This window comes from Pseudomonas sp. FeS53a, assembly GCF_000931385.1.
GTDB lineage: Bacteria > Pseudomonadota > Gammaproteobacteria > Pseudomonadales > Pseudomonadaceae > Metapseudomonas > Metapseudomonas otitidis.
On record NZ_JYFT01000002.1, the window covers coordinates 146,360 to 168,529 of the forward strand.

General features: G+C 68.2%; 20 protein-coding genes. 13 read left to right on the forward strand and 7 right to left on the reverse strand.

The genetic code is table 11. The features are described from left to right. Nucleotides 1–64: 64 nt before the first annotated feature. Entirely contained in the window at nucleotides 65–1,114 is a 1,050-nt protein-coding gene (locus SZ55_RS27030) for a hypothetical protein (protein WP_152644407.1), read from the reverse strand. Between the two features lie 109 nt (nucleotides 1,115–1,223). Between SZ55_RS27030 and SZ55_RS00545 the strand changes: the two genes are divergently transcribed. Both SZ55_RS00545 and SZ55_RS27035 read left to right on the forward strand, forming a co-directional pair. Further along, nucleotides 1,224–1,790: a hypothetical protein gene (locus SZ55_RS00545; RefSeq protein WP_044399640.1), complete on the forward strand. Its 567-nt coding sequence runs from the start codon at nucleotides 1,224–1,226 to the stop codon at nucleotides 1,788–1,790. Nucleotides 1,791–1,840: 50 nt separating this feature from the next. After that, nucleotides 1,841–2,551, forward strand: a complete 711-nt coding sequence (locus SZ55_RS27035; protein ID WP_052807497.1) for a hypothetical protein — start codon at nucleotides 1,841–1,843, stop codon at nucleotides 2,549–2,551. Nucleotides 2,552–2,564: 13 nt separating this feature from the next. Here SZ55_RS27035 and SZ55_RS00555 read toward each other — a convergent pair whose 3' ends face one another. After that, nucleotides 2,565–3,383: a protein phosphatase 2C domain-containing protein gene (locus SZ55_RS00555; RefSeq protein WP_044399642.1), complete on the reverse strand. Its 819-nt coding sequence runs from the start codon at nucleotides 3,381–3,383 to the stop codon at nucleotides 2,565–2,567. Nucleotides 3,384–3,628: 245 nt separating this feature from the next. Here SZ55_RS00555 and SZ55_RS00560 point away from each other — a divergent pair, with 245 nt between their 5' ends. Next, a complete protein-coding gene (locus SZ55_RS00560; protein ID WP_044399643.1) occupies nucleotides 3,629–4,579 on the forward strand; it encodes a bifunctional helix-turn-helix transcriptional regulator/GNAT family N-acetyltransferase in 951 nt (316 codons plus the stop codon). A gap of 30 nt (nucleotides 4,580–4,609) precedes the next feature. Here SZ55_RS00560 and qhpG read toward each other — a convergent pair whose 3' ends face one another. The 4 genes from qhpG to SZ55_RS00580 all read right to left on the reverse strand — a co-directional run bounded on the left by qhpG (nucleotide 4,610) and on the right by SZ55_RS00580 (nucleotide 10,321). Then, complete coding sequence (gene qhpG, locus SZ55_RS00565; RefSeq protein ID WP_044399645.1) at nucleotides 4,610–5,905, reverse strand: flavin-dependent monooxygenase QhpG; 1,296 nt, start codon at nucleotides 5,903–5,905, stop codon at nucleotides 4,610–4,612. Further along, the gene (gene qhpE / locus SZ55_RS00570; RefSeq protein ID WP_044399647.1) at nucleotides 5,898–6,572 is read right to left on the reverse strand and encodes a subtilisin-like serine protease QhpE; all 675 of its coding nucleotides are present in this window, start codon (nucleotides 6,570–6,572) and stop codon (nucleotides 5,898–5,900) included. Before qhpE ends, qhpG begins: the two co-directional genes overlap by 8 nt. Continuing rightward, entirely contained in the window at nucleotides 6,562–8,295 is a 1,734-nt protein-coding gene (locus SZ55_RS00575; protein WP_044399649.1) for an ABC transporter ATP-binding protein, read from the reverse strand. The genes qhpE and SZ55_RS00575 overlap by 11 nt, the downstream gene beginning before the upstream one ends. Nucleotides 8,296–8,413: 118 nt before the next feature. Further along, on the reverse strand, nucleotides 8,414–10,321 hold the full coding sequence (locus SZ55_RS00580) for a sigma-54-dependent Fis family transcriptional regulator (protein ID WP_044399650.1): 1,908 nt from the start codon (nucleotides 10,319–10,321) through the stop codon (nucleotides 8,414–8,416). 218 nt (nucleotides 10,322–10,539) lie between these two features. Here SZ55_RS00580 and SZ55_RS00585 point away from each other — a divergent pair, with 218 nt between their 5' ends. The 6 genes from SZ55_RS00585 (at nucleotide 10,540) to SZ55_RS00610 (ending at nucleotide 17,671) form a co-directional block, all read left to right on the forward strand. Continuing rightward, the gene (locus SZ55_RS00585; protein WP_044399652.1) at nucleotides 10,540–10,938 is read left to right on the forward strand and encodes a MerR family transcriptional regulator; all 399 of its coding nucleotides are present in this window, start codon (nucleotides 10,540–10,542) and stop codon (nucleotides 10,936–10,938) included. Nucleotides 10,939–10,981: 43 nt separating this feature from the next. Next, nucleotides 10,982–12,145 (forward strand): isovaleryl-CoA dehydrogenase, encoded by a 1,164-nt coding sequence (locus SZ55_RS00590; protein WP_044399656.1) that lies wholly within the window; start codon nucleotides 10,982–10,984, stop codon nucleotides 12,143–12,145. 62 nt (nucleotides 12,146–12,207) lie between these two features. After that, nucleotides 12,208–13,815, forward strand: coding sequence for a carboxyl transferase domain-containing protein (locus tag SZ55_RS00595; protein WP_044399659.1), 1,608 nt, complete (start codon nucleotides 12,208–12,210; stop codon nucleotides 13,813–13,815). 18 nt (nucleotides 13,816–13,833) lie between these two features. After that, nucleotides 13,834–14,628: a gamma-carboxygeranoyl-CoA hydratase gene (locus tag SZ55_RS00600; protein ID WP_044399661.1), complete on the forward strand. Its 795-nt coding sequence runs from the start codon at nucleotides 13,834–13,836 to the stop codon at nucleotides 14,626–14,628. Beyond that, the gene (locus SZ55_RS00605) at nucleotides 14,625–16,574 is read left to right on the forward strand and encodes an acetyl/propionyl/methylcrotonyl-CoA carboxylase subunit alpha (protein WP_152644408.1); all 1,950 of its coding nucleotides are present in this window, start codon (nucleotides 14,625–14,627) and stop codon (nucleotides 16,572–16,574) included. The genes SZ55_RS00600 and SZ55_RS00605 overlap by 4 nt, the downstream gene beginning before the upstream one ends. Nucleotides 16,575–16,765: 191 nt before the next feature. Beyond that, on the forward strand, nucleotides 16,766–17,671 hold the full coding sequence (locus SZ55_RS00610) for a hydroxymethylglutaryl-CoA lyase (RefSeq protein WP_044399663.1): 906 nt from the start codon (nucleotides 16,766–16,768) through the stop codon (nucleotides 17,669–17,671). A gap of 76 nt (nucleotides 17,672–17,747) precedes the next feature. Here the strand turns inward: SZ55_RS00610 and SZ55_RS00615 are convergent, their stop codons facing one another. Beyond that, nucleotides 17,748–18,074, reverse strand: a complete 327-nt coding sequence (locus SZ55_RS00615; RefSeq protein ID WP_044399664.1) for a YegP family protein — start codon at nucleotides 18,072–18,074, stop codon at nucleotides 17,748–17,750. Between the two features lie 267 nt (nucleotides 18,075–18,341). On the opposite strand from SZ55_RS00615, the gene SZ55_RS00620 reads away from it, so the two are divergent. The 4 genes from SZ55_RS00620 to SZ55_RS00635 all read left to right on the forward strand — a co-directional run bounded on the left by SZ55_RS00620 (nucleotide 18,342) and on the right by SZ55_RS00635 (nucleotide 22,119). Continuing rightward, complete coding sequence (locus SZ55_RS00620; RefSeq protein WP_044399665.1) at nucleotides 18,342–19,715, forward strand: substrate-binding domain-containing protein; 1,374 nt, start codon at nucleotides 18,342–18,344, stop codon at nucleotides 19,713–19,715. Nucleotides 19,716–19,816: 101 nt separating this feature from the next. After that, nucleotides 19,817–20,821 carry a TerC family protein gene (locus SZ55_RS00625; protein WP_044399667.1) on the forward strand — a complete coding sequence of 335 codons (1,005 nt, stop codon included), beginning with the start codon at nucleotides 19,817–19,819 and terminating at the stop codon, nucleotides 20,819–20,821. Next, a complete protein-coding gene (locus SZ55_RS00630) occupies nucleotides 20,818–21,021 on the forward strand; it encodes a hypothetical protein (protein WP_044399668.1) in 204 nt (67 codons plus the stop codon). The genes SZ55_RS00625 and SZ55_RS00630 overlap by 4 nt, the downstream gene beginning before the upstream one ends. Before the next feature lie 69 nt (nucleotides 21,022–21,090). After that, the gene (locus SZ55_RS00635; protein ID WP_044399669.1) at nucleotides 21,091–22,119 is read left to right on the forward strand and encodes a MerR family transcriptional regulator; all 1,029 of its coding nucleotides are present in this window, start codon (nucleotides 21,091–21,093) and stop codon (nucleotides 22,117–22,119) included. Nucleotides 22,120–22,170 lie beyond the last annotated feature (51 nt).

Genomic DNA, 22,170 nt, shown 5'->3' on the forward strand with positions numbered 1-22,170 from the left:
GGATACGTCGAGAAAATCCCCTGTCAGTTGAATGCTGCAACGGGCAGGGGATCACCCATGACGCTCAATTCCGCCAGCAGCCGGCGTAGCGTTCGCATACGCCAAAGCGGCGATCCAGTTCAGCCATTCGGCTCAAATGCGCGGCCAGCCCTTCCTTGCGAGCGACCGTGCGCCAGTTGTAGTAGCGCTTGAGCATCAAGGCGTTCAAAGCAGCCGCCTTGGAACGGTCCAGCTCCGGACCGTCCGGGACATAGGTGCGCAACTCGTCGGTTTCCAACGAGCTCAAGCGGGCACTGTAGTCGTCCTTGTACTTCTTCAATACGGTTTCGCCCATCGCCAAGGTGTCCTGCAGGAAGCTCATCAAGGCGGCCTGGTACTGCACCCAATACTCGTCAGGCAACGTCAGCCCCATCAACGTCTTGCGCTCCGCCACCATTCCTTCGGTCACTTTGAGCTGATCGGCCTTTGATAGGGGTTGGACGCTTCGCTGCATTTCAGGCGTGAGGCTGTCGGCGATGATCTGGTCGATCATCACCGTTCGTTCAAGTGTGGCCGGTAGGGCGGCCGGCGCCTCGGGGAAAATCGCGTTGCTTCCAGTGCAACCGGGAAGCCCCTTTCTCAGCAGCACCAGCGGATGACGCATGACTCGCCCACCGTCCTGACTGAGGCGGGCCATCGACGAGATGCACTGCCGCCCGTTGGAAGAAAAGGTCAGTTCGTATTCGGCACCCGCCTCAGGCGTGAAGTTGAAGCCGGTGGAGCACGCGTAGGAACTGCCGGTGGAGCTGTTCCATAGGAAAACTTCCTTGCCGGGTTTCAAGCGTATTTCCAGGTATGCATCCGATTCCTTCGCAGGAGCGATGGCCATGCCTGCCCGACGATGGGTGTTACCCGTGAGCAGATTATTGAGGATTCCCGTCGTCAGCCCGTCGCAATGAGCCTCATCGAAGACGCCCAGGGTCGCGTTCTCCATGCCGCTGACGAAGCGCAGCTTGGCTGCATCGGGCTGCGTGGCGTCAGGGTAAGTACCGTTGATGCTGCAGCCCGTGAGCAGAAGCGCGAACGAAGTCAGCGCCATCAATGAACGAAATGAGGGAAAATCTGGCGAAATCACGGTTCATCCTTGAGGCAAGCGCAAAGGCGGCGATCCTAATGAAGCCCCCTCCCAGCGTCCAGCCACTCGACTGCCAATCACTTCACCTATTGATCACCTGAGGCTCTCAATGTTCGTTTTCCGCTCGCTCACCATTGGAGGGCTTCTCGCCCTGCTGGTCGGTTGCGCCCCCATGCCAGCAGAGATGTCCCTGGACAGCAGCCCTCGCTCCGCCCGGTACGCGGGCCTGATTGTCGGCTCCCTGGTCGACGGCGGCCCCTACGGCACCTGGATCGGCTTCCGTCACCTGCAGACAGGCCAGGTCATGGGGTGGGGAGCCAAGGATCTCTATTCAGCCTGGCTGCCGGCTGGCGACTACGAAGTGCAGGAAATGGGCTCTCGCCGAGGCACGATGGGCCCGTTTGGCGCGCCCCTGCGTTTCACCGTGAAGCAGGGTGAAATCAACTACCTGGGAGAGCTGCTCTACAACTGCCCGGAGCCCATCGAATCGGCAGCACGTTACGGCGTCATGCAGTGCGGCCTCTTTGCCTTGGGCACTTGCAAAGTCACTTACGCCTCAGCGCGCATCTGCATCGTGAACCGTCAGGAATCGGCTCTACGCAGCTTCCTCAAAGAGCATCCTGAACACTCGGCCCTACCGGTACGCTCGGCACTCATGTCCGGAGGCAATCGCTGACGCCGGGGCCGTTCCCCGGTACGTCGAGACAAACCCAGTACAAACAGCCCATGCACTACTGGAACCAGGACAACTTCCAGAGCCTCACGGCCATCGCCGAAGCCTACGCCGACAAGCCCGGCTACGAAGGCTTCGCCGCGTACTGCCAATTGCGCGAGCGCGGCTTGAAGAAGCCAGCCCTGCAGGCCCTGGCCAGCTTCATTGCCGCCTGCCGCCACGCGCCCCTGGACGTGCAGCGCGAGCGTGCCTGCGAGCTGGCGGCGCTGCACTACCACACGCCTGCCGCCCACCAGCTCCTGGCGCAGCCGCTGCGGGTGTACCTCGGTCAGATACTGGAAGCCTGGTGCCAGGAAGCGCCGCCCTCACCCGTGCCCTATCGCTGGGCCGCGGTGATCAAGGAAGACACCGCCTACTTCCACCAGGCGCTGGCACAGGACCCCAACGACGCCATCGCCCTCTACCGGCTGGCGGTCGCCTACCTGGGCCAGGTGGACTACCAGACCCACCACCTCGGCGAATCGTTCTTCATCGGTGACGAGGCCCATGCCGAAACCGCCCTCGCCCAGGCCGGCGAGCTGATCGCCCGGCTCGCCCCCGAGCAGACGCCGAAATGGCTGGAAGAGGAGCAACGCCACTGCCGCGCCCTGCTGGACGCCTGGAACCGCTACCGCTCAGCCGACGCGGCAGCGTCCTTCCCGGAGTGGTGCGAGGCGCAAGGGCTGGTGTTCGGTTTCAGCCAGGCGTTCTATTACCGCCGCTGAGCAACCGTCCAGCCTACTCAGCCACCCGCAACCAGATCACCGAGGCATCGTCGCTGGCCTTGAAGCGCGGGTAGCGCAGGCAGGCCGCGTCCTCGCGCTCGATGCGGCGCAGCTCCTCCGCCAGCGGCAGCAGGCCGCTTTCCAGTACCTGGGCCATCAGGGTCGCGGCATCGTAGTGGTGGTAGGTGTCGATCAATGCGGCGAAGCCGTCGCTCATCAGCAGCAGGTCGTCGCCGGCGGCCAGGGGCGCCTGGGCGTATTGCAGGGCGGCCCTCGCCTGCTCGGCGTCGACGCTCAGCACCGCCTTGGGCCGCTCGCGGGCGGCACGGCGGTCGGCCAGGACATGGGCGCTGCGGACGTTGTCGGCGCCAATGCCGGGGCCCAGGGCCTCGGCTTCGGCCTGCTCCTGCCGGCGATCCGGCTGCGGCGTGAGGAAGGCCACGCCCTGGGCGCCGCGGTGGATCACGGTGCAGTCACCGAGAAAGCCGCAGGCCAGCCGGTCGCCTTCCAGGGCGATGGCGGCGAGGGAGGCACGGGGCAATTCCCAGGCCGCGACGGGCTCGCGCTGGCGATCACGCCGGTAGTCGGCAGCAACGGCCTGGAACACCTGCTCGCACAGCGAGGCCAGGGGGCCCGAGGCGGCCATGAAGCCGCGATGGGCCGCATCGGCCAGCCAGGCCGCGCCACCCCGCTGCCCCATCAGGCCCGGCTCACCCAGGTCGGTGGCACCGTCGATGACCCAGGCATGCCGCCCGGCGCAGCCGACGCGGTCATCGTTGGGAACGGCGGCCTTGCCGGCGAGGCTGAGTGTCTGGATCAGGTCGAGGTGCATGGCGGTTCCTTCGTGTGCGTAGTACGGGCGGCGCCCATTCTAGTCCGGGCAGTGAATCCTGAATCAGAAATGCTTATCCCTGCGTCCGAGCAAATACAGCACCTGCCCGCCGTGAGTGTTCTTGGCCAACAGAGCGATCCCGTCAGCACCGGAAAAGGCCTTCAACAAACTCCTCCCTGCTTCCCTGGCACTTTTACCCCGGCAAATGGTTGCATCAAACAACCATTTGGCTAGGGAGTACAAACATGGAGCACCAGTCCGCATTGGTAGAAAGGGTTCGCCACGCCTCGCGGGCGATTGTCCGTGAGCTTGGCTTCATGGACTCGACGCTGGCTCAAACGCGCTACCCGGCTTTGTCCGTGCATGCCCTGCTGGAAGTCGGAGTGCAAGGCCAAAGCACAGCCGCACAGATCGCCCAAAGATTGAACCTGGACAAATCCAGCGTCAGCCGGCTGCTGAAGAAGCTGATAGCGGCAGGAGAGCTACAGGAAGCAGATTGTCAGCGGGATGCCCGAATCAAATTACTGTCATTGACAGCCAAGGGACGCCACACCCTTGAGGCCATCAACCGCCATGCCGAGGCACAGGTCGGATCAGCATTGGAGCGCCTTCCCAGCCATGACCGAGGCACCGTGGCCGCAGGGCTCGCCCTGTATGCACGGGCCCTCGGTTCAATGCGGGATGAGCACGCAGGTGCAACCCTTCCCTCGCCGCAGCTCTACCCAGGCTACAGACCGGGGGTGATCGGCCGAATCACCCAGATGCATGCAGACTTCTACGCCCGTAACTCAGGCTTCGGGCAGTTCTTCGAAAGCCAGGTTGCCAGCGGCCTCGCCGACTTCTGCGAACGACTGGTGCACCCCAGCAATCAACTCTGGACCGCCGTCGCCGGGGAGCACATCGTGGGCTCGATCGCCATCGACGGCCAGTCCATGGGCGATAACGAAGCCCATCTGCGCTGGTTCATGCTTGAGGAGGCGTATCACGGACATGGCCTGGGACGGCGCCTGTTGGAGACCGCATTGGAATTCTGCGATACGAATGGCTTTGACGCGGTCCATCTATGGACATTCAGCGGACTGGACGCCGCCCGCCACCTCTACGAAAAGCAGGGGTTTGTGTTGAGGCAAGCGCAGGAGGGAAGTCAATGGGGCACTTCCGTCATTGAGCAGCACTTCATTCGCACCCGCAGTTGAAGAAACACTCTCAACCAGCGGTCAGCAAACTCAGGGCCGGTAGCCCTGCGCCAGCAGCCACCCCTGCACCTTGCGCCGTGGTTCGGGCGCCAGCGCGGCCAGGGCCGCGTCCAGCCGACCGGCCTGCAGGGCGCGAACGATGGGCGCCAGCTCGGTGCCGTCCAGGTGCCAGACACCCAGGGGCTGGTCGGCGGTGATGACCACCTCCCGGGCCTCGATCAGCTCGCCCTGGATCACCGGTGCCGACTCCACCCGCACCTGGTGGATGTCCGCCTCGGCATGCAGCGGCGCGGCATCGGGCCAGGTGCGGCGATCATGCCAGAACGGCTGCTCCGGCCAGCGCTGCTCCAGGGCATAGAAGTCACGGCCGGTACGGGCGAAACGCTGGAACAGGTGCTCGACCCGGCGCTGGTGGAAGGTTCGGGCCAGGGCGGCGCGCTCCGGGTGACGCAACAGGGTGTTGATCACCGCCGGGGCCTGCAGCGCGGAGGACAGGGACTGGAAGATGCCGTTGCCGGACAGCGGGTCCACCGCCATCGCCGCATCCCCGACCCGCAGCCAGTCGGGGCCGCTGGCCTCGTGGAAGAGGATCGCGGTGCTGCTGCGGGCATGCAGGCTGGCGGGTTGCAGTGCAGCCTCGCCAAACAGCTCGCGCACCCGAGCGGACTGCCGACGACGTTCGGCGCACCAGGTCGGCAGCCGGTCCCGGGGCGGCAGGTCGCTGGCGGTGGCGTCGAGGGTGATCTGCCAATAGCAGCGGCCGTCGGCCAGCCGCGCCATCCAGGCCCAGCCGTCGGCCAGGCTTTCAACCGCCGAGCCGGCCAGGCCGGGGGCGTCGTGCCACTGGTTGAGCAGGCTGAGGGTCTCCGGCCCGCGCAGCCGTCCGCCGGCCAGGGGGGCAGAGCGTCCGCGTGCTTCCACCAGGAAGCCAGCCCGCAGCACCTCGCCGCCTTCCAGGTGCACGGCGTGGCCGTCGGGGCCGTGCGCCACCTTGAGCACCCGCGCTTCCAGCACCTCGATACCGGCAGCCTGCAGGTCGTCACGCAGGGCGGCGTCGAAGACCGGGCGATCCAGCAGGCATTCCTGGTTGATGGATTGCCCCTCGCCGTTCCACTGCACCCGACGCGGCGAGGGTGCCGCTGCAGTGGCCAGCGCCCGGTGCAACCCGGCCTGGCGCAGCCCCTCCAGCACCCGCTGGGAGACGCCTTCAACCGCCGCGAAACGACGCCACTCGCTGACCACCCGCACCGGGTAACCCAGGCGCGTGAGGCCCAGGGCGACGGCGGCACCGGCCGGGCCGGCGCCGAGGATGAGGATTTCAGTCATGGCCGCGCCGCTCCGGCCCGTGGTAGGCGGCGCCCTGGCGCAGCGCCTGCAGCAGTGCGTCCCGGCTGATGCCCGGCTGGCGCGCCAGGTGCGCAGCCAGGGTGCCGGCCAGGGCCGCGCAGGCGACGCTGGCACCGGCGACGCCGTTGTGGGCTGCCACATGGGCACCGAAGTCGGCCTGGCGGGTGCCGAGCCAGGACCACTGCCCCGGCGCGCAACGGGCATCGCCGGTGATGCGGATGACGCCCGGGTAGCTGGCCGGGTACACCGGCTCGCCCTGGGCCGGACTGGAGGCACAGAGCAGCACGCCAGCGGCCTGGAGCCGGGCGCAGGCGTCACGCAATACCGGCCGGTCCGTGCGCAGGCCCAGGCTCATGCTCACCAGGCTCACCTCCTGCTCCAGCAGCCAGCAGAGGGCGGCGGCAATCTGCAGCGGGCTGGTCTGTCCCCGCTCGCCAAATACCTGGGCCATGCAGACGCCCACCGGGCCGGCCTGGCGGCGGAAGGTGTCGAGCACCACCTGGCCGTGGCCGAGGCTGTCGGGCTGGACGTCGCCTTCGCGCAGTTCGCCGTCCTCCAGCCAGAAGCGCCGGGACACTTTGACACCGTCGGCCTGCGCCGGAGCGAAGCCGCTGTCGATCAGGCCGATGCGCACGTCAGCGGCCATCGAGGGCGACCTCGGCTGCCAGCGGACGCAGGCGCCCCTGCTCCAGGCGCAGGTGCAGGTCCGCCTCGGCGAGGGTGGACGGTCGGTGGCTGATGAGGATGCGCGTGCGCCCGGCGAACAACTGGTCGATGGCGGCGATCACCTCGCGCTCGGTGGCTTCGTCCACTGCCGAGGTAGCTTCGTCCAACACCAGGATCAGCGGGGCCTGCAGCAGCGCGCGGGCGATGGCGATGCGCTGTTTCTGCCCGCCGGAGAGCTGCTGCCCCCGCTCGCCCAGGGGGTTGTCCAACCCCAGCGGCAGGGAGGCCACCAGGCCGTCCAGCCGGGCCAGGCGCACCCCCCGTTCCAGGGCCTCGCGGCTGGCGTCGGGGGCGCTGTAGGCGAGGTTCTCCGCCAGGGTGCCGCGGAACAGGACGATGTCCTGGCTGACCACGGCAATGCGCCGGCGCAGGGCCAGCAAGTCCAGCTCACGCAGGTCGACACCGTCCAGCAGGATGCGCCCCTGGTCGGGGTCGTAGAAGCGCTGCAGCAGGTCGATCAGGGTGGACTTGCCGACGCCCGAGGCGCCGCTGATGGCCACCTTGAGCCCGGCGGGAATCTCCGCGTCCACGCCTTCCAGCACGGCGCCGGCACGCTGTTCGTGGGCGAAGTGCACGCCCTCCAGGCGCAGGGTGCCGGGACCGTCCGGCAGGGGCACGGGCGTGACGGGCGGGCGCACCGGCACCGGCTCCTGCTGCAGCTCCATGACCCGCCCGAGGCTGACCGTCATGCGCTGCAGTGCGACGTAGAGGCCTAGCAGGCTCTGCACCGGCCCTACGGCCATACCGAGGTAGGTGGAGAAGGCGATCAGCGCGCCCAGTTGCCAGGTGCCCTGGATGACCCAGTAGCCGCCGATGAGAAAGGCGCAGGCGCGGGACAACGAGGTGAGCGTGCCCGGCACCGCGTGGGTGAAGAACTCGGTGACCTGCACCCGCAGCAGCTGGCGCATGTAGCCCTGCCCCAGGCCCTCCAGGCGGCGGGCTTCGCGGGCCTGCTGGCCAGCAGCCTGGATGAACTTCATCGCCGGCAGGGTTTCCACCAGGAAGGACGACACATCCGCCGAACGTTCCCGCAGGCTGCGCACCTCGCGCTCGACCTTGCGGCGCATCCAGCGCAGCCAGAGCACTTCCACGGGGATCAGCAGCGCCAGCAGCAGGGACAGCTGCCAGGACAGCAGCAGCATCAGGCTCACCGCGCCGATCAGCCCGATGAGACTGGAGACGGCGGAAAACAGCGAATCCACGGCGAAACGCTGGATTTCCGCCACGTCGCCATCCAGGCGCGACAGGATGTCGCCGATGCGCTTGCGCCCGTAGAAGGCCGGCGAGAGCTGCTGCAGGTGGCGGTAGAGGTCGTCGCGCAGGGCGAAGAGGATGCGCCCGGAAAGCCGGGTGTGCAGGTAGCGGTTGATGCCCGACAGCGCGGTGCCGATCAGGCCGACGGCGATCATCGCCACCGCCACCTGCACCAGCAGGCCGAAGTCCTTGGCCAGCAGGCCCTCGTCGATCAGCGTCTTGGTCAGCCAGGGCTGGGCCAGCACCAGCAGCGATGCCCCGAGGGACAACCCCAGCAACACGGCGATGGCGCGCAGCTGCGGGCGCACGAAGCCGTAGAGCCAGGCCAGGGCGCGGCGCAGCAGCTCGGGGTCGTGGGCGTCGACGAGCTTGAGCAGGAGGCGGATCATGCCGTCACCCGGGCATACCGGAACGTTGTAGGTGCAGCCGTAGCCCGGGCTTCAGCCCGGGTCTGCCCAGGCACACGGCATCGCGAATGAATTCGCTCCCACAGCGCCTTCAAGGGCGTCATCCCCTGAGCTGCTTGAGCTTGCGGTACAGGGTGGCGCGGCTGATGCCCAGGGCATCGGCGGCAGCGGAGACATTGCCCTGGTGCCGCTCCAGGGCGGCGCGGATCAGCTCCAGTTCGTTCTCGCGGATGCTGCCGGGCTGGCGGGTGGTGGCGGTGAGGTCGTCCAGCAGGCTGTCGGTGAGGTGGTCCAGCCCCAGCACGGTCTCCCCCGGTTCGCGCATGGCCAGGGCCGCGCGCAGGACCATTTCCAGCTGGCGGATGTTGCCCGGCCAGTCGTAGCCGCTGAACAGCTCGGCGAGGTCCTTGTCCAGGCTGACGTCGCAGGCACCGAAGCGGGCCAGCACGCTGGCGATCATCCCGGCCAGGTCGTCCCGCTCACGCAGGGCCGGCAGGCGCAGGCTGACGCCGTTGATGCGGTAGTAGAGGTCTTCGCGGAAATGCTGGTCCTGCACCAGCCGGCGCAGGTCGCGGTGGGTGGCGCAGATCACCGCCACGTCGATGGCCTGCTCCTCGGCGGCGCCGAGGGGGGCCACCCGGCGCTCCTGCAGCACCCGCAGCAGGCGGGCCTGGAGCGCGAGGGGCATGTCGCCGATCTCGTCGAGGAACAGGGTGCCGCCGTGGGCCTGCATCAACCGACCGACCATGCCGCCACGGCGGGAGCCGGTGAAGGCGCCTTCGCGATAACCGAACAGCTCGGACTCGATCAGCCCCTCGGGAATAGCCGCGCAGTTCACCGCCACGAAGGGCTTCTCGGCACGCGGGCTGGCCTGGTGCAGGGCGCGGGCAACCACCTCCTTGCCGGTGCCGGTTTCCCCCAGCAGCAGCACGGGCAGGTCGCTGGCCAGGGCCTGGCGGGCCATGCGCAAGGCGCGGGCGAAGCGGCCATCGTGGCCGGCCAGGGCATCCAGGGCCTGGGATGTTGCATGGCTGGGCACCTTGGCCGCCGCCGGGGCGGTGTGGCCGAGGGGGCTGTGGCGGGGCACCTGGAGCGCGCGGAAGAAGAACTCGCCCTGGGCGGTCTGCACGCTGCTGACGCCGCCCTTGAGCATGCGGGCAATGAATGGAGCGGCGCGCTCGCCGATGAGGTCACTGCCACGGCGGCCCACCAGGGCATCCCGCCCGACCCGCAGCAGTTCGCAGGCCCGCTCGTTGGCGGCGACCACCTCGCCCTCCAGGCTCAGGGCCAGCAGCCCGTGCCAGGCGCTGCCCAGGTACTGCGGACGGTTGTGGAAGGCCACCACCAGGTGATCGCCGTAGGTCAGGGCGAACAGGCGGCTCTCGATGTTGCCGGCGGCCAGCATCAGGGTGGCGAGGTTGTCCTCGGGCTGGGCCATGACGCCTTGCCGGGTCAGGTCCAGCACGCCCACCACCTGCCCCTGGGGATCGCGCAGCGGCACCGAGGTGCAGGAGAACGGGCTGAGTCGGTCGAGATAATGCTCGCCGCAGTTGATCAGGGTCGGCCGGCCTTCCACCACCGCCGTGCCGATGGCATTGGTGCCCCGGCTCGATTCGCTCCAGCAGCTGCCGGGGCGCAGGTCACGCAGGCCGGAGCCCTTGAGGAATTCGGTCTGGCCTTCGATGGCCAGCAGGTTGGCCTGGGCGTCGCCGAGGATGATCAACCCGCCCTTGCCCTGCTGGCTGACCAGGTACTCCAGCTCGGGGGTGGCGGCATCGATCAGCAGGCGGTTGCCTTCCAGCAACAGGCCGAGGTCGTGATGACGGAGTTCGGGCTGCTCGCCTTCGAGGCAGTTGAGCCCGTGACCAAGGCTGCGCCGCCATGAGGCATCGATCTCCTCGCGGAGCACGCCACGGGGCAGTTCGCCTTCGTTGAGCAGCTTCAGCCGTGCCTGGTACGACTGGTGAAGTGGATCGGTCGCCATTTTTATTCGAATGTCCTGCGCCATCTCTCGCTCCAGCAACCGCCCGGTCTGGCCGTGGCGGACTGCACGCCCTGACTGTCTACACCCCCCGGCCGATGCCGTAAAGAGCGCCGGTTCCGCAGGCTGGAAGCCAGCAAGTATCGGGCCACAGGGGCGAATTCCCGCTGCCTGGCGCCGAGTTGACAGCGAGTTTACCCAGGTTTACGTTAACGTAAAGGTAAACAAGCCGAGCCCCCTCCCCCATGTCCAAGACCTACAGCATTTCCGACCTGGCCCGCGAACTGGATGTGACCACCCGCGCCATCCGCTTCTACGAGGAGCAGGAGATGCTCTTCCCCGAGCGCCGGGGCCAGGAGCGCATCTACAGCCCCAAGGACCTGGTGGCCCTCAAGCTCATCCTGCGTGGCAAGCGCATCGGCTTTTCCCTGGCCGAGTGCAAGGAGCTGATCGACCTCTACGACCCCAGCAGCGGCAACCGCAAGCAGCTGGAAACCTTCATGGAGAAGATCGCCGCCCGCCGCGCACAACTCGAACAGCAGTTGCTGGACATCCAGCAGATGCAGCTGGAACTGGATACGGCCGAGGAACGCTGCCTGGCGGCCCTGGCCGAGACCGAACGCAAGCAGGCCGCCAAGGCCTGATCCCCTACACGACTCACCGACAATCACAAGCACAGGTGGAACCATGACCTACTCGAGCCTGAACTTCGCCCTCGGCGACACCCTCGACATGCTGCGCGAACAGGTGCAAGCCTTCGTCGCAGCCGAACTGGCACCCCGCGCCGCCGAGATCGACCGCGACAACGCCTTCCCCATGGACCTGTGGAAGAAGTTCGGCGACATGGGCCTGCTGGGCGTGACCGTCGGCGAGGAATACGGCGGCGCTGGCCTGGGCTACATGGCCCACGTCATCGCCATGGAGGAGATCAGCCGCGGCTCGGCCTCGGTGGCCCTCTCCTACGGCGCCCACTCCAACCTGTGCGTCAACCAGATCAAGCGCAACGGCACCCACGAGCAGAAGCAGAAGTACCTGCCCAGGCTGATCAGCGGCGAGCACGTCGGCGCCCTGGCCATGAGCGAGCCCAACGCCGGCTCCGACGTGGTTTCCATGAAGCTGCGCGCCGACCGCAAGGGCGACCGCTTCGTCCTCAATGGCAGCAAGACCTGGATCACCAACGGCCCCGACGCCAACACCTACGTGATCTACGCCAAGACCGACCTGGACAAGGGCCCCCACGGCATCACCGCCTTCATCGTCGAGCGCGACTGGAAGGGTTTCTCCCGTGGCAGCAAGTTCGACAAGCTCGGCATGCGCGGCTCCAACACCTGCGAGCTGTTCTTCGACGACGTGGAAGTGCCGGAGGAGAACGTCCTCGGCGCGGTCAACGGCGGCGTCAAGGTGCTGATGAGCGGCCTGGACTACGAGCGCGTGGTGCTGGCCGGCGGCCCGGTGGGCATCATGCAGGCCTGCCTGGACGTGGTGGTGCCCTACATCCACGACCGCAAGCAGTTCGGCCAAAGCATCGGCGAGTTCCAGTTCATCCAGGGCAAGGTGGCCGACATGTACACCCAGCTGGCCGCCAGCCGCGCCTACCTGTACGCCGTGGCCCAGGCCTGCGACCGTGGCGAGACCACCCGCAAGGACGCTGCCGGGGTGATCCTCTACACCGCCGAACGCGCCACCCAGATGGCCCTGGAGGCGATCCAGATCCTCGGCGGCAACGGTTACATCAACGAGTTCCCCACCGGGCGCCTGCTGCGCGACGCCAAGCTCTACGAGATCGGCGCCGGCACCAGCGAGATCCGCCGCATGCTGATCGGCCGCGAGCTGTTCAACGAAACCCGCTGATCCTCGACCGACGCCCCTCCCCTCAGGGAGGGGCGCGAAACGCACGACTCGGAGCGCCCCAGATGGCCATCCTGCATACCCAGATCAACACCCGCACCCCGGAATTCGCCCGCAACCGCGAGGCCATGCAGGCCCAGGTGGACGACCTGCACCGCCTGCTCGGCCGCATCCACGAAGGCGGCGGCGCCAAGGCCCAGGAACGCCACACCTCGCGGGGCAAGCTGCTGCCGCGCGAACGCATCAATCGCCTGCTGGACCCGGGCTCGCCCTTCCTCGAGATCGGCCAGCTGGCGGCCCATGAGGTCTACGGCGAAGAGGTCCCCGCCGCCGGCGTGGTGGCCGGCATCGGCCGCGTCGAAGGCGTGGAATGCATGATCGTGGCCAACGACGCCACGGTGAAGGGCGGCTCCTACTACCCGCTGACGGTGAAGAAGCACCTGCGGGCCCAGGCCATCGCCCAGGAGAACCGCCTGCCCTGCATCTACCTGGTGGACTCCGGCGGCGCCAACCTGCCGCGCCAGGAAGAGGTCTTCCCGGACCGCGAGCACTTCGGCCGCATCTTCTTCAACCAGGCCAACATGAGCGCCCAGGGCATCCCGCAGATCGCCGTGGTGATGGGCTCCTGCACCGCCGGCGGCGCCTACGTGCCGGCCATGAGCGACGAGACCATCATGGTGCGCAACCAGGCCACCATCTTCCTCGCCGGTCCGCCGCTGGTGAAGGCCGCCACCGGCGAGGTGGTGACCGCCGAGGAACTGGGCGGCGCCGACGTGCACTGCAAGACCTCCGGCGTGGCCGACCACTACGCCGAGAACGACGAGCACGCCCTGGCCCTGGCCCGCCGCAGTGTCGCCAACCTCAACTGGCGCAAGGCCGGCGAGCTGAACCTGCGCACCCCCATCGCCCCGCGCTACGCCAGCGAGGAGCTGTACGGGGTGATTCCGGCGGACGCCAAGCAACCCTTCGACGTGCGCGAAGTGATCGCACGCCTGGTGGACGACTCCGCCTTCGACGAGTTCAAGGCCCTGTTCGGGACCACCCTGGTGTGTGGCTTCGCCCACCTGCACGGCTACCCCATCGCCATCCTCGCCAACAACGGCATCCTCTTCGCCGAGGCTGCGCAGAAAGGCGCGCACTTCATCGAGCTGGCCTGCCAGCGCGGCATCCCGCTGCTGTTCCTGCAGAACATCACCGGCTTCATGGTGGGCAAGAAGTACGAGGAAGGCGGCATCGCCAAGCACGGCGCCAAGCTGGTCACCGCCGTGGCCTGCGCGCGGGTGCCGAAGTTCACCGTGATCATCGGCGGCAGCTTCGGCGCCGGTAACTACGGCATGTGCGGCCGGGCCTACGACCCGCGCTTCCTGTGGATGTGGCCCAACGCGCGGATCGGCGTGATGGGCGCCGAGCAGGCCGCTGGCGTGCTCACCCAGGTCAAGCGCGAGCAGAGCGAACGCGTCGGCCACAGCCTGAGCGCCGAGGAAGAGGCGCGCATCAAGCAGCCCATCCTCGAACAGTACGAGCGCCAGGCCCACGCCTATTACTCCAGCGCGCGGCTCTGGGACGACGGCGTCATCGACCCGGCACAGACCCGCGAGGTGCTTGGCCTTGCGCTCTCGGCCAGCCTCAACGCGCCGATCGAAGCGACCCGCTTCGGCGTGTTCCGCATGTAGCCCTCTCCCGGAGCCCATATGACCGACTTCAATACGCTGCAACTGGACATCGCCGCCAACGGCGTCGCCACCCTATGGCTGAACCGTCCGGACAAGAACAATGCCTTCAACGCCGGGATGATCCGCGAGCTGATCCTCGCCCTGGATGCCGTCAAGGAGCACGGCCAGGTGCGCTTCCTCATCCTCCGCGGCCGGGGCCGGCACTTCTCCGCCGGGGCGGACCTGGCCTGGATGCAGGAGTCCGCCCGCCTGGACTACAACGCCAACCTGGACGACGCCCGCGAGCTGGCCGAACTGATGTACGCCCTCTACCAGCTCAAGGTGCCGACCCTGGCGGTGGTCCAGGGCGCGGCCTTCGGCGGTGCCCTGGGCCTGATCAGCTGCTGCGACATGGCCATCGGCGCCATCGACGCGCAGTTCTCCCTCTCGGAGGTGCGCATCGGCCTGGCGCCGGCGGTGATCAGCCCCTTCGTGGTCCAGGCCATCGGCGAGCGCGCCGCGCGCCGCTACGCCCTCACCGCCGAGCGTTTCAACGGCGAGCGGGCCCGTGAGCTGGGCCTGCTGGCCGAGTGCTACCCGGCCGATGAACTGGACCAGGCAGTGGAGAACTGGACCGCCAACCTGCTGCTCAACAGCCCCCAGGCCATGCGCGCCAGCAAGGACCTGCTGCGGGAAGTGGGCAGCGGGGTGCTCAGCCCCAACCTGCGCCGCTACACCGAGAACGCCATCGCCCGCATCCGCGTGAGCGCCGAAGGCCAGGAAGGGCTCAATGCCTTCCTGGAGAAACGCAAACCCTCCTGGCAGGAGCAATGACCATGATCACCACCTTGCTGATCGCCAACCGTGGCGAGATCGCCTGCCGGGTGATGCGCACCGCCAAGGCGCTGGGCATTCGCACCGTAGCCGTCCACAGCGAGATCGACCGCAATGCCCGCCACGTGCGCGAGGCGGACATGGCCATCAACCTCGGCGGCGCCAAGCCGGCGGAGAGCTACCTGCGGGTGGACGCGCTGATCGCCGCCGCCCAGGCCAGCGGCGCCCAGGCCATCCACCCCGGCTACGGCTTCCTCTCGGAGAACGCCGGCTTCGCCCGTGCCATCGAGGCCGCCGGGCTGGTGTTCCTCGGCCCGCCGGCCAGCGCCATCGACGCCATGGGCAGCAAGTCCGCCGCCAAGGCGCTGATGGAAGAAGCCGGCGTGCCACTGGTGCCCGGCTACCACGGCGAGGACCAGGCCCTGGAGACCTTCCGCGCCGCCGCCGAGCGCATCGGCTACCCGGTACTGCTGAAGGCCGCCGCCGGTGGTGGCGGCAAGGGTATGAAGGTGGTGGAGCGCGAGGCCGACCTGGCCGAGGCGCTCTCCTCCGCCCAGCGCGAGGCCCAGGCCGCCTTCGGCGATGCCCGCATGCTGGTGGAGAAGTACGTGCTCAAGCCGCGCCATGTGGAGATCCAGGTCTTCGCCGACCGCCACGGCAACTGCCTGTACCTCAACGAACGCGACTGCTCCATCCAGCGCCGCCACCAGAAGGTGGTGGAGGAAGCCCCCGCCCCCGGCCTCTCGGCCGAGCAGCGTCGCGCCATGGGCGAGGCCGCCGTGCGCGCGGCCCAGGCCATCGGCTACGTCGGTGCCGGCACCGTGGAGTTCCTGCTGGATGCGCGGGGTGACTTCTTCTTCATGGAGATGAACACCCGCCTGCAGGTGGAGCACCCGGTCACCGAGGCCATCACCGGCCTCGACCTGGTGGCCTGGCAGATCCGCGTCGCCCGTGGCGAAGCCCTGCCCATCACCCAGGCGCAGGTGCCGCTGATGGGCCATGCCATCGAAGTGCGCCTGTACGCCGAAGACCCGGAAGGCGGCTTCCTGCCCGCCAGCGGCCACCTGGACCTGTACCGCGAGCCCGCGCCCGGCGAGGGCCGCCGGGTGGACAGTGGCGTGGCCGAGGGTGACGACGTATCGCCCTTCTACGACCCCATGCTGGCCAAGCTGATCGCCTGGGGCGAGAACCGCGAGGAGGCGCGCCAACGCCTGCTGGCCATGCTGGAAGACACCGCCGTGGGCGGTTTCCGCACCAACCTGACCTTCCTCCGTCGCGTGCTCGGCCACCCCGCCTTCGCCGCGGCCGAACTGGACACCGGCTTCATCGAGCGCCACCAGGCACAGCTGCTTCCCGCCCCTGCCGCCCTGCCCGAGCAGGTCTGGCAGCTGGCTGCCGAAGCCTTCCGCCAGGGTGATGCCGCGCGGATACGCCAGGACGACCCGTATTCGCCCTGGAGCGGCAACAGCGGCTGGCGTGCCGGCCTGCCCAGCGAAACCGACCTGCACCTGGCCTGTGGCGAGGAACGCCAGGTGGTGCGCCTGCGAGGCCGGGTCGACAGCCCGGTCCGCCTGGAAGGCGAGCGGCTGGCCCTGGAGCTGGACGGCGTGCGCCGCACGCTGCTGGCCATCCGCCGGGGCGAAACCCTCTACCTGGAGTGGGACGGCACGCTGCACACCATTACCCGCGTCGACCCCATCGCCGAGGCCGAGGCCAGCCACACCCACCAGGGCGGGCTGACGGCGCCAATGAACGGCAGTATCGTGCGCGTGCTGGTGGAAGCCGGCCAGACCGTGGAAGCCGGCACCGCCCTGGTGGTGCTGGAGGCGATGAAGATGGAGCACAGCATCCGCGCGCCCCACGCCGGCACCGTCAAGGCGCTGTACTGCAGCGAAGGCGAACTGGTCGCCGAAGGCACCGCGCTGGTGGAGCTGGAAGAGGCCTGAGAGGGCGCTGCCCGTAGGGTGGATGCCGCTCCTTACATCCACCAACCTGGCCCGGCCCAGCACCGCCGGTGGACATGAAAAGCGATGTCCACCCTGCGCAGAAACAACCCGCAGGATGGGTCGGACGGCGTTCCGCGAGCGAAGCGAAACCCATCGGGCACCGAACGCCGATGAATGAGAGAGATGACGCAATGACGATCCCCAAGAAGGTCCGCCTGGTCGAAGTCGGCCCCCGTGACGGCCTGCAGAACGAGAAGCAGCCCATCAGCGTCGCCGACAAGGTGCGCCTGGTGGACGATCTCACCGCCGCCGGCCTCGCCTATGTGGAGGTGGGCAGCTTCGTATCGCCCAAGTGGGTGCCGCAGATGGCCGGCTCCGCCGAGGTGTTCGCGCAGATCCAGCGCAAGCCGGGCGTCACCTACGCCGCCCTGGCACCGAACATGAAGGGCTTCGAAGCCGCCCTGGAGGCCGGGGTAAAGGAGGTGGCGGTGTTCGCTGCCGCGTCCGAGGCCTTCTCGCAGAAGAACATCAACTGCTCCATCGCCGAGAGCCTGGCGCGCTTCGTGCCGGTGGTGGAAGCCGCCCGCGCCCAGGGCGTCAGCGTGCGTGGCTATGTGTCCTGTGTGCTGGGCTGCCCCTACGAGGGTGAAGTGGCCCCCGAGCAGGTGGCAGCGGTGGCCGCCGAGCTGCATGCCATGGGCTGCTACGAGGTCTCCCTGGGCGACACCATCGGCACCGGCAACGCCGGCAGCACCCGCCGGATGTTCGAGGTGGTCGGGGCGCGCATCCCCCGGGAGCAACTGGCCGGCCACTTCCACGACACCTACGGCCAGGCCGTGGCGAACATCTACGCCAGCCTGCTGGAAGGCATCTGCGTGTTCGACAGCTCGGTCGCCGGGCTCGGCGGTTGCCCCTACGCCAAGGGCGCCACCGGCAACGTCGCCACCGAGGATGTGCTCTACCTGATGAACGGCCTGGGCATCGAGACCGGCATCGACCTCGACCGGCTAGCCGCTGCCGGGCAACGCATCTGCGCCGTGCTGGGCAAGGACAACGGCTCGCGGGTTGCCCGCGCCCTCCTCGCCCGCAACGCCTGATCCCCGGCAAACGCCGGGCATGAAAAAGCCCGCGCATCCTCACGGATGCGCGGGCTTCTTCATTTCACCCGGCGCGTCAGGCTTCTTCGAGGTGCGGGGTGACGCCCACGCGCATGATGGCCTCGATGGCTTCTTCGCGGGTCGGCTCGGAGTCGTACAGGTGGCTCTCGAGGATCACCTCGCCGGCGGCCTTGAGGCGGAAGTAGTTCTTGCCGCCCGAAGACATGCGACGCTCGAAGCGATCACTGTTGACGCAATGGGTGCGGAACAGCGCGATGGCTTTCTCGGCGCTGTCCCGGCAGGGGTAGCGCCCGCTCTCCACCATCACCTGGGCCTCCCGTGTCTTCAGGCGAAAACGGTATTCGCCACTGCCGTATTTCTTCAGCTCGAAAAAGCCTGGCATGTCTCTCACTCCTTGCAGCTTCATTGCCCCCGCGGGGCGACCTTGCTCGCCCCGGCGGGGCCTGGGCGAACGAAACGCGCACCATACCGGCGCCCCCGGGGCCCGTATGCCGGGGGAACCTGCACCCGGGGTAGGCGCCGGACGGGTGGGCCGGGCGAAACGTCCTAGGCCTTCGAAGAGGCCCACGCCAGAGCCGCTCTGTCACATCACCGTCACCTCGCTGACTTAATCTCGCGGCTCCTCCCGCCCAATAGAAGGCACCGCTGCATGACGCGCGACGTCACCGAACGAGAAATCTGGAGCCGTACCCTCAGCCTGTTGCTGCTCGGCTTCGTCTGCTACGCCCTGCCCTGGTCGGTGTTCGCCGCCCTGCCCATTCCGGCCGACCGCTCCCCGGCGCTGCGCATCCAGGGCTCCAACACCATTGGCGCCAAGCTGGGGCCGGCCCTGGTGCGTGGCCTGATGGAGGAGGAAGGCCTGGGCAACATCCGCCAGGAAGCCGGCAGCCAGGAGAACGAAGTGCAACTGATCGGCCGCGCCCCGAGCGGACGCGAGGTGCGGATCAACGTGGCCGCCCACGGTTCGGGCACCGGCTTCGTCGCCCTCAAGGACGGCAGCGCCGACCTGGCCGCCTCCTCCCGCCCGATCAAGGACGCCGAAGCGGCGGACCTGAAGACCTTCGGCGACCTGCGCAGCCAGTACAGCGAGAACGTCATCGCCATCGACGGCCTGGCGATCATCCTGCACCCGTCCAATCCGCTGGCGAGGCTGGACACCACCCAGCTGGCCCGCGTCTTCGCCGGCGAGGTGAAGACCTGGGAAGAGCTCGGTGGCAAGGGCGGTGCGATCCACCTCTACGCCCGCGACGACAAGTCCGGCACCTTCGACACCTTCAAGGAACTGGTGCTGGCCAGCCACGGCAAGGCCCTGGCCGCCGGCGCCAACCGCTTCGAATCCAACGACCGCCTGGCCGAGGCAGTGGCTGCCGACCCGCAGGGCATCGGCTTCGTCGGGCTGGCGTCGGTGGGCAAGGCGCACACCCTGGCGATTGCCGATGGCGACTCCCAGGCCATGGCACCGTCCACCACCCTGATCGCCACCGAGGACTACCCCCTCTCCCGCCGGTTGTTCTTCTATGTGAAGCCCGGCGAGAAGAACGCCTGGGCACAGGCGCTGGTGCGCTTCGCCCAGGGCCCGCGCGGCCAGGCCCTCGTCGCCCAGACCGGGTTCGTCGCGCAGACCGTGCAGGCGGTGAAGGTGACGCCCCAGGCCGGCATGCCCGAGGCCTATCGCCAACTGGCCGGCGAGGCGCAGCGCCTGTCGGTGAACTTCCGCTTCCAGGAGGGCAGCGCCAACCTCGACAACAAGGCACTGCGTGACGTGGAGCGGGTGCTGGCCTACCTGAAGGACAGCGGCAAGCTGGCCAACCAGGTGGTGCTGGTGGGCTTCGGCGACGCCAAGCCGGACCCGAACCGCGCGGCCCTGCTCTCCAAGCTGCGCGCCATGGCGGTACGCCGCGAGCTGGCCAAGGGCGGCGTGAGCTTCCGTGACATCGTCGGCCTTGGCGACGAGCTGCCGGTGGCGGCAGACAGCGACGAAGGCCGCATCCGCAACCGCCGCGTCGAAGTCTGGGTCTACTGACGCGCTGTTTTACCGCACCTCCGCCCCTTGCCCGGGTCCATAGTTATCCGTGCACAGTGCACCACGCGCTGTGCGTCGATTGCCCGGGACAAGGAGTACCGATGGAGGCCCTGCACGCATTCCTGTTCGCCGATTTCCTCGGCACCGCCACCTGGCTGTGGCTGAGCTTCCTGCTGGTCGTGGTGGCGCTGCTGGCGTTCGACCTGGGTGTGCTGCATCGCCACGAGCGTGAGATCGGCGTGCGCGAAAGCCTGCTGCTCTACAGCGGCTACTTCACCGCCGGGGTGGCCTTCGGCGGCTGGGTCTGGTGGGAGCTGGGGGCGCAGCCGGCGCTGGAGTTCTACACCGGCTTCCTGGTGGAACAGTCGCTGTCGATGGACAACGTGTTCGTCATGGCGATGATCTTCGGCTTCTTCGCCGTGCCCCGGCTCTACCAGCACCGCGTGCTGTTCTGGGGGATTCTCGGGGTGATCGTGCTGCGGGCGCTGATGATCGGCGTCGGCGCGGCGCTGGTGCAGCGCTTCGACTGGATGCTCTACCTGTTCGGCGGCTTCCTGCTGTTCACCGGCGTGAAGATGCTGCTCAGCCGCGACCAGGGCGAGCGCGACCTGTCGCGCAACCCGGTGCTGCGCTTCCTGCGGGGGCACCTGCGCCTCACCCGGGAGCTGCACGGCAAGCGCTTCTTCGTCCGGCTGCCCACCGCCAGCGGCGGCACCCTGCTGCATGCCACGCCGCTGTTCCTGACCCTGGTGCTGATCGAGCTGGCCGACCTGGTGTTCGCGGTGGACAGCGTCCCGGCGATCTTCGCCATCACCCAGGACCCGTTCATCGTCTACACCTCCAACATCTTCGCCATCCTCGGCCTGCGCTCGCTGTACTTCGCCCTGGCAGCGCTCATCCACCGCTTCGTCTACCTCAAGTACGCCCTGGCCCTGGTGCTGATCTTCATCGGCGGCAAGATTTTCCTGCAGAGCTTCATCGGCAAGATTCCCGCCCTGGTTTCCCTTGGCGTAACCTGTGGCCTGCTGGCCGGTGGCGTGCTGATCTCGCTGATCCGCACGCGCAAGCCGCAGCCGGTCCATCAGGAGGAGCGCGGGCAGCGATGAAGGACGTGCGGATCGATGTACTCGAACAACGGGGTCGGGTGATCTGGCAGGTGCGCATGGGCGCGCGGGCGGTGAGCTTCCATGAAGAACTGGCCGCACGCACCTTCGCCGCCCAGCTGCACCAGCGCCTGGAGTGGCTGCGCGCCCAGCGCGAGGCCGCCAGCAGCCCCTCGGAACCCTCCCAGCCCCATCAGGATTGACCCACCCCGTTGACCCTCACGCCACGTCAGGCCCGAAGATGCCAGCCGGCACGCGAGGAGACCCAGGACATGCCCTTGAAAGTCGGTGAACTGGCCAGGCGCTGTGGCCTGACCGTGCGCACCCTGCACCACTACGACCAGATCGGCCTGCTGCGGCCTTCCGCGCGCTCGGACTCCGGTTACCGCCTCTACGACCGCACCGACATCGCCCGTCTCCACCGGATCCAGGTCCTGCGCAAGCTGGGCCTGTCCCTGGCGGCCATCGGCGACTGGCTGGACGGCCCACCCGTGGCGCTGCCTCCGCTGATCGAGCAGCAGATCCGCCAGCTCGACCGGGAGATCGCCCACCGGCAGCGCCTGCGCGAACGCCTGGCCAGCCTCGGCCAGCAACTGCGCAGCGGCGAGGAACCGGAGCTCGCCGAATGGCTGACGACCCTGGAGCTGATGAACATGTACGACACCTATTTCACCCCCGAGGAACTGCAGGGGCTGCGCCTGCACGCCGACGAACAGCACCAGCGCGAATGGGCCGACCTGGTCGGCCAGGTGAAGGCGCTGATGGCGGTCGGCGTGCCGCCCCAGGCCGAGGCGGCGCAAGCCCTCTCACGGACCTGGATGCGCATGCTGGAGGACGACACCGGCGGCAACCCGGTGCTGTTCGCCAAGCTCAACGGCATGCACGAGGCGGAGCCGGCGCTGCGTGCGCAGACCAGGATCACGCCGGAGACCATGGCCTACGTGGTCCAGGCCTTCAGCGAGACCAAGCTGGCGATCTACCAGCGCTACCTGACGCCCGAGGAATTCGCCTTCCTCAAGGCCCACTACGGCACGCGCATGCACGAATGGCCACCGCTGATCGCCGAGGTGCACCAGCAGATGGAGTCCGGTGCCCCGGCGTCCGATCCGGCCACCCTGGCCCTCGCCCGCCGCTGGCTGGAGCTGTTCCGCTCCTACGCCGGTGACGATCCGGTGACCCAGCAGAAGATCCGCGAGGCGCTGGTGCGCGAGCCGGAACTGCGCCAGGGCTCCTGGGCCAGCGATGCGCTGCTGGACTACCTGCGCCAGGCCATGGGCCACCTGATGGCCGCGCGCCGCTGAGGCCCGCTGCCCCTTGAAACGCACGAGGCCCGCACGGTTTCCCGTGCGGGC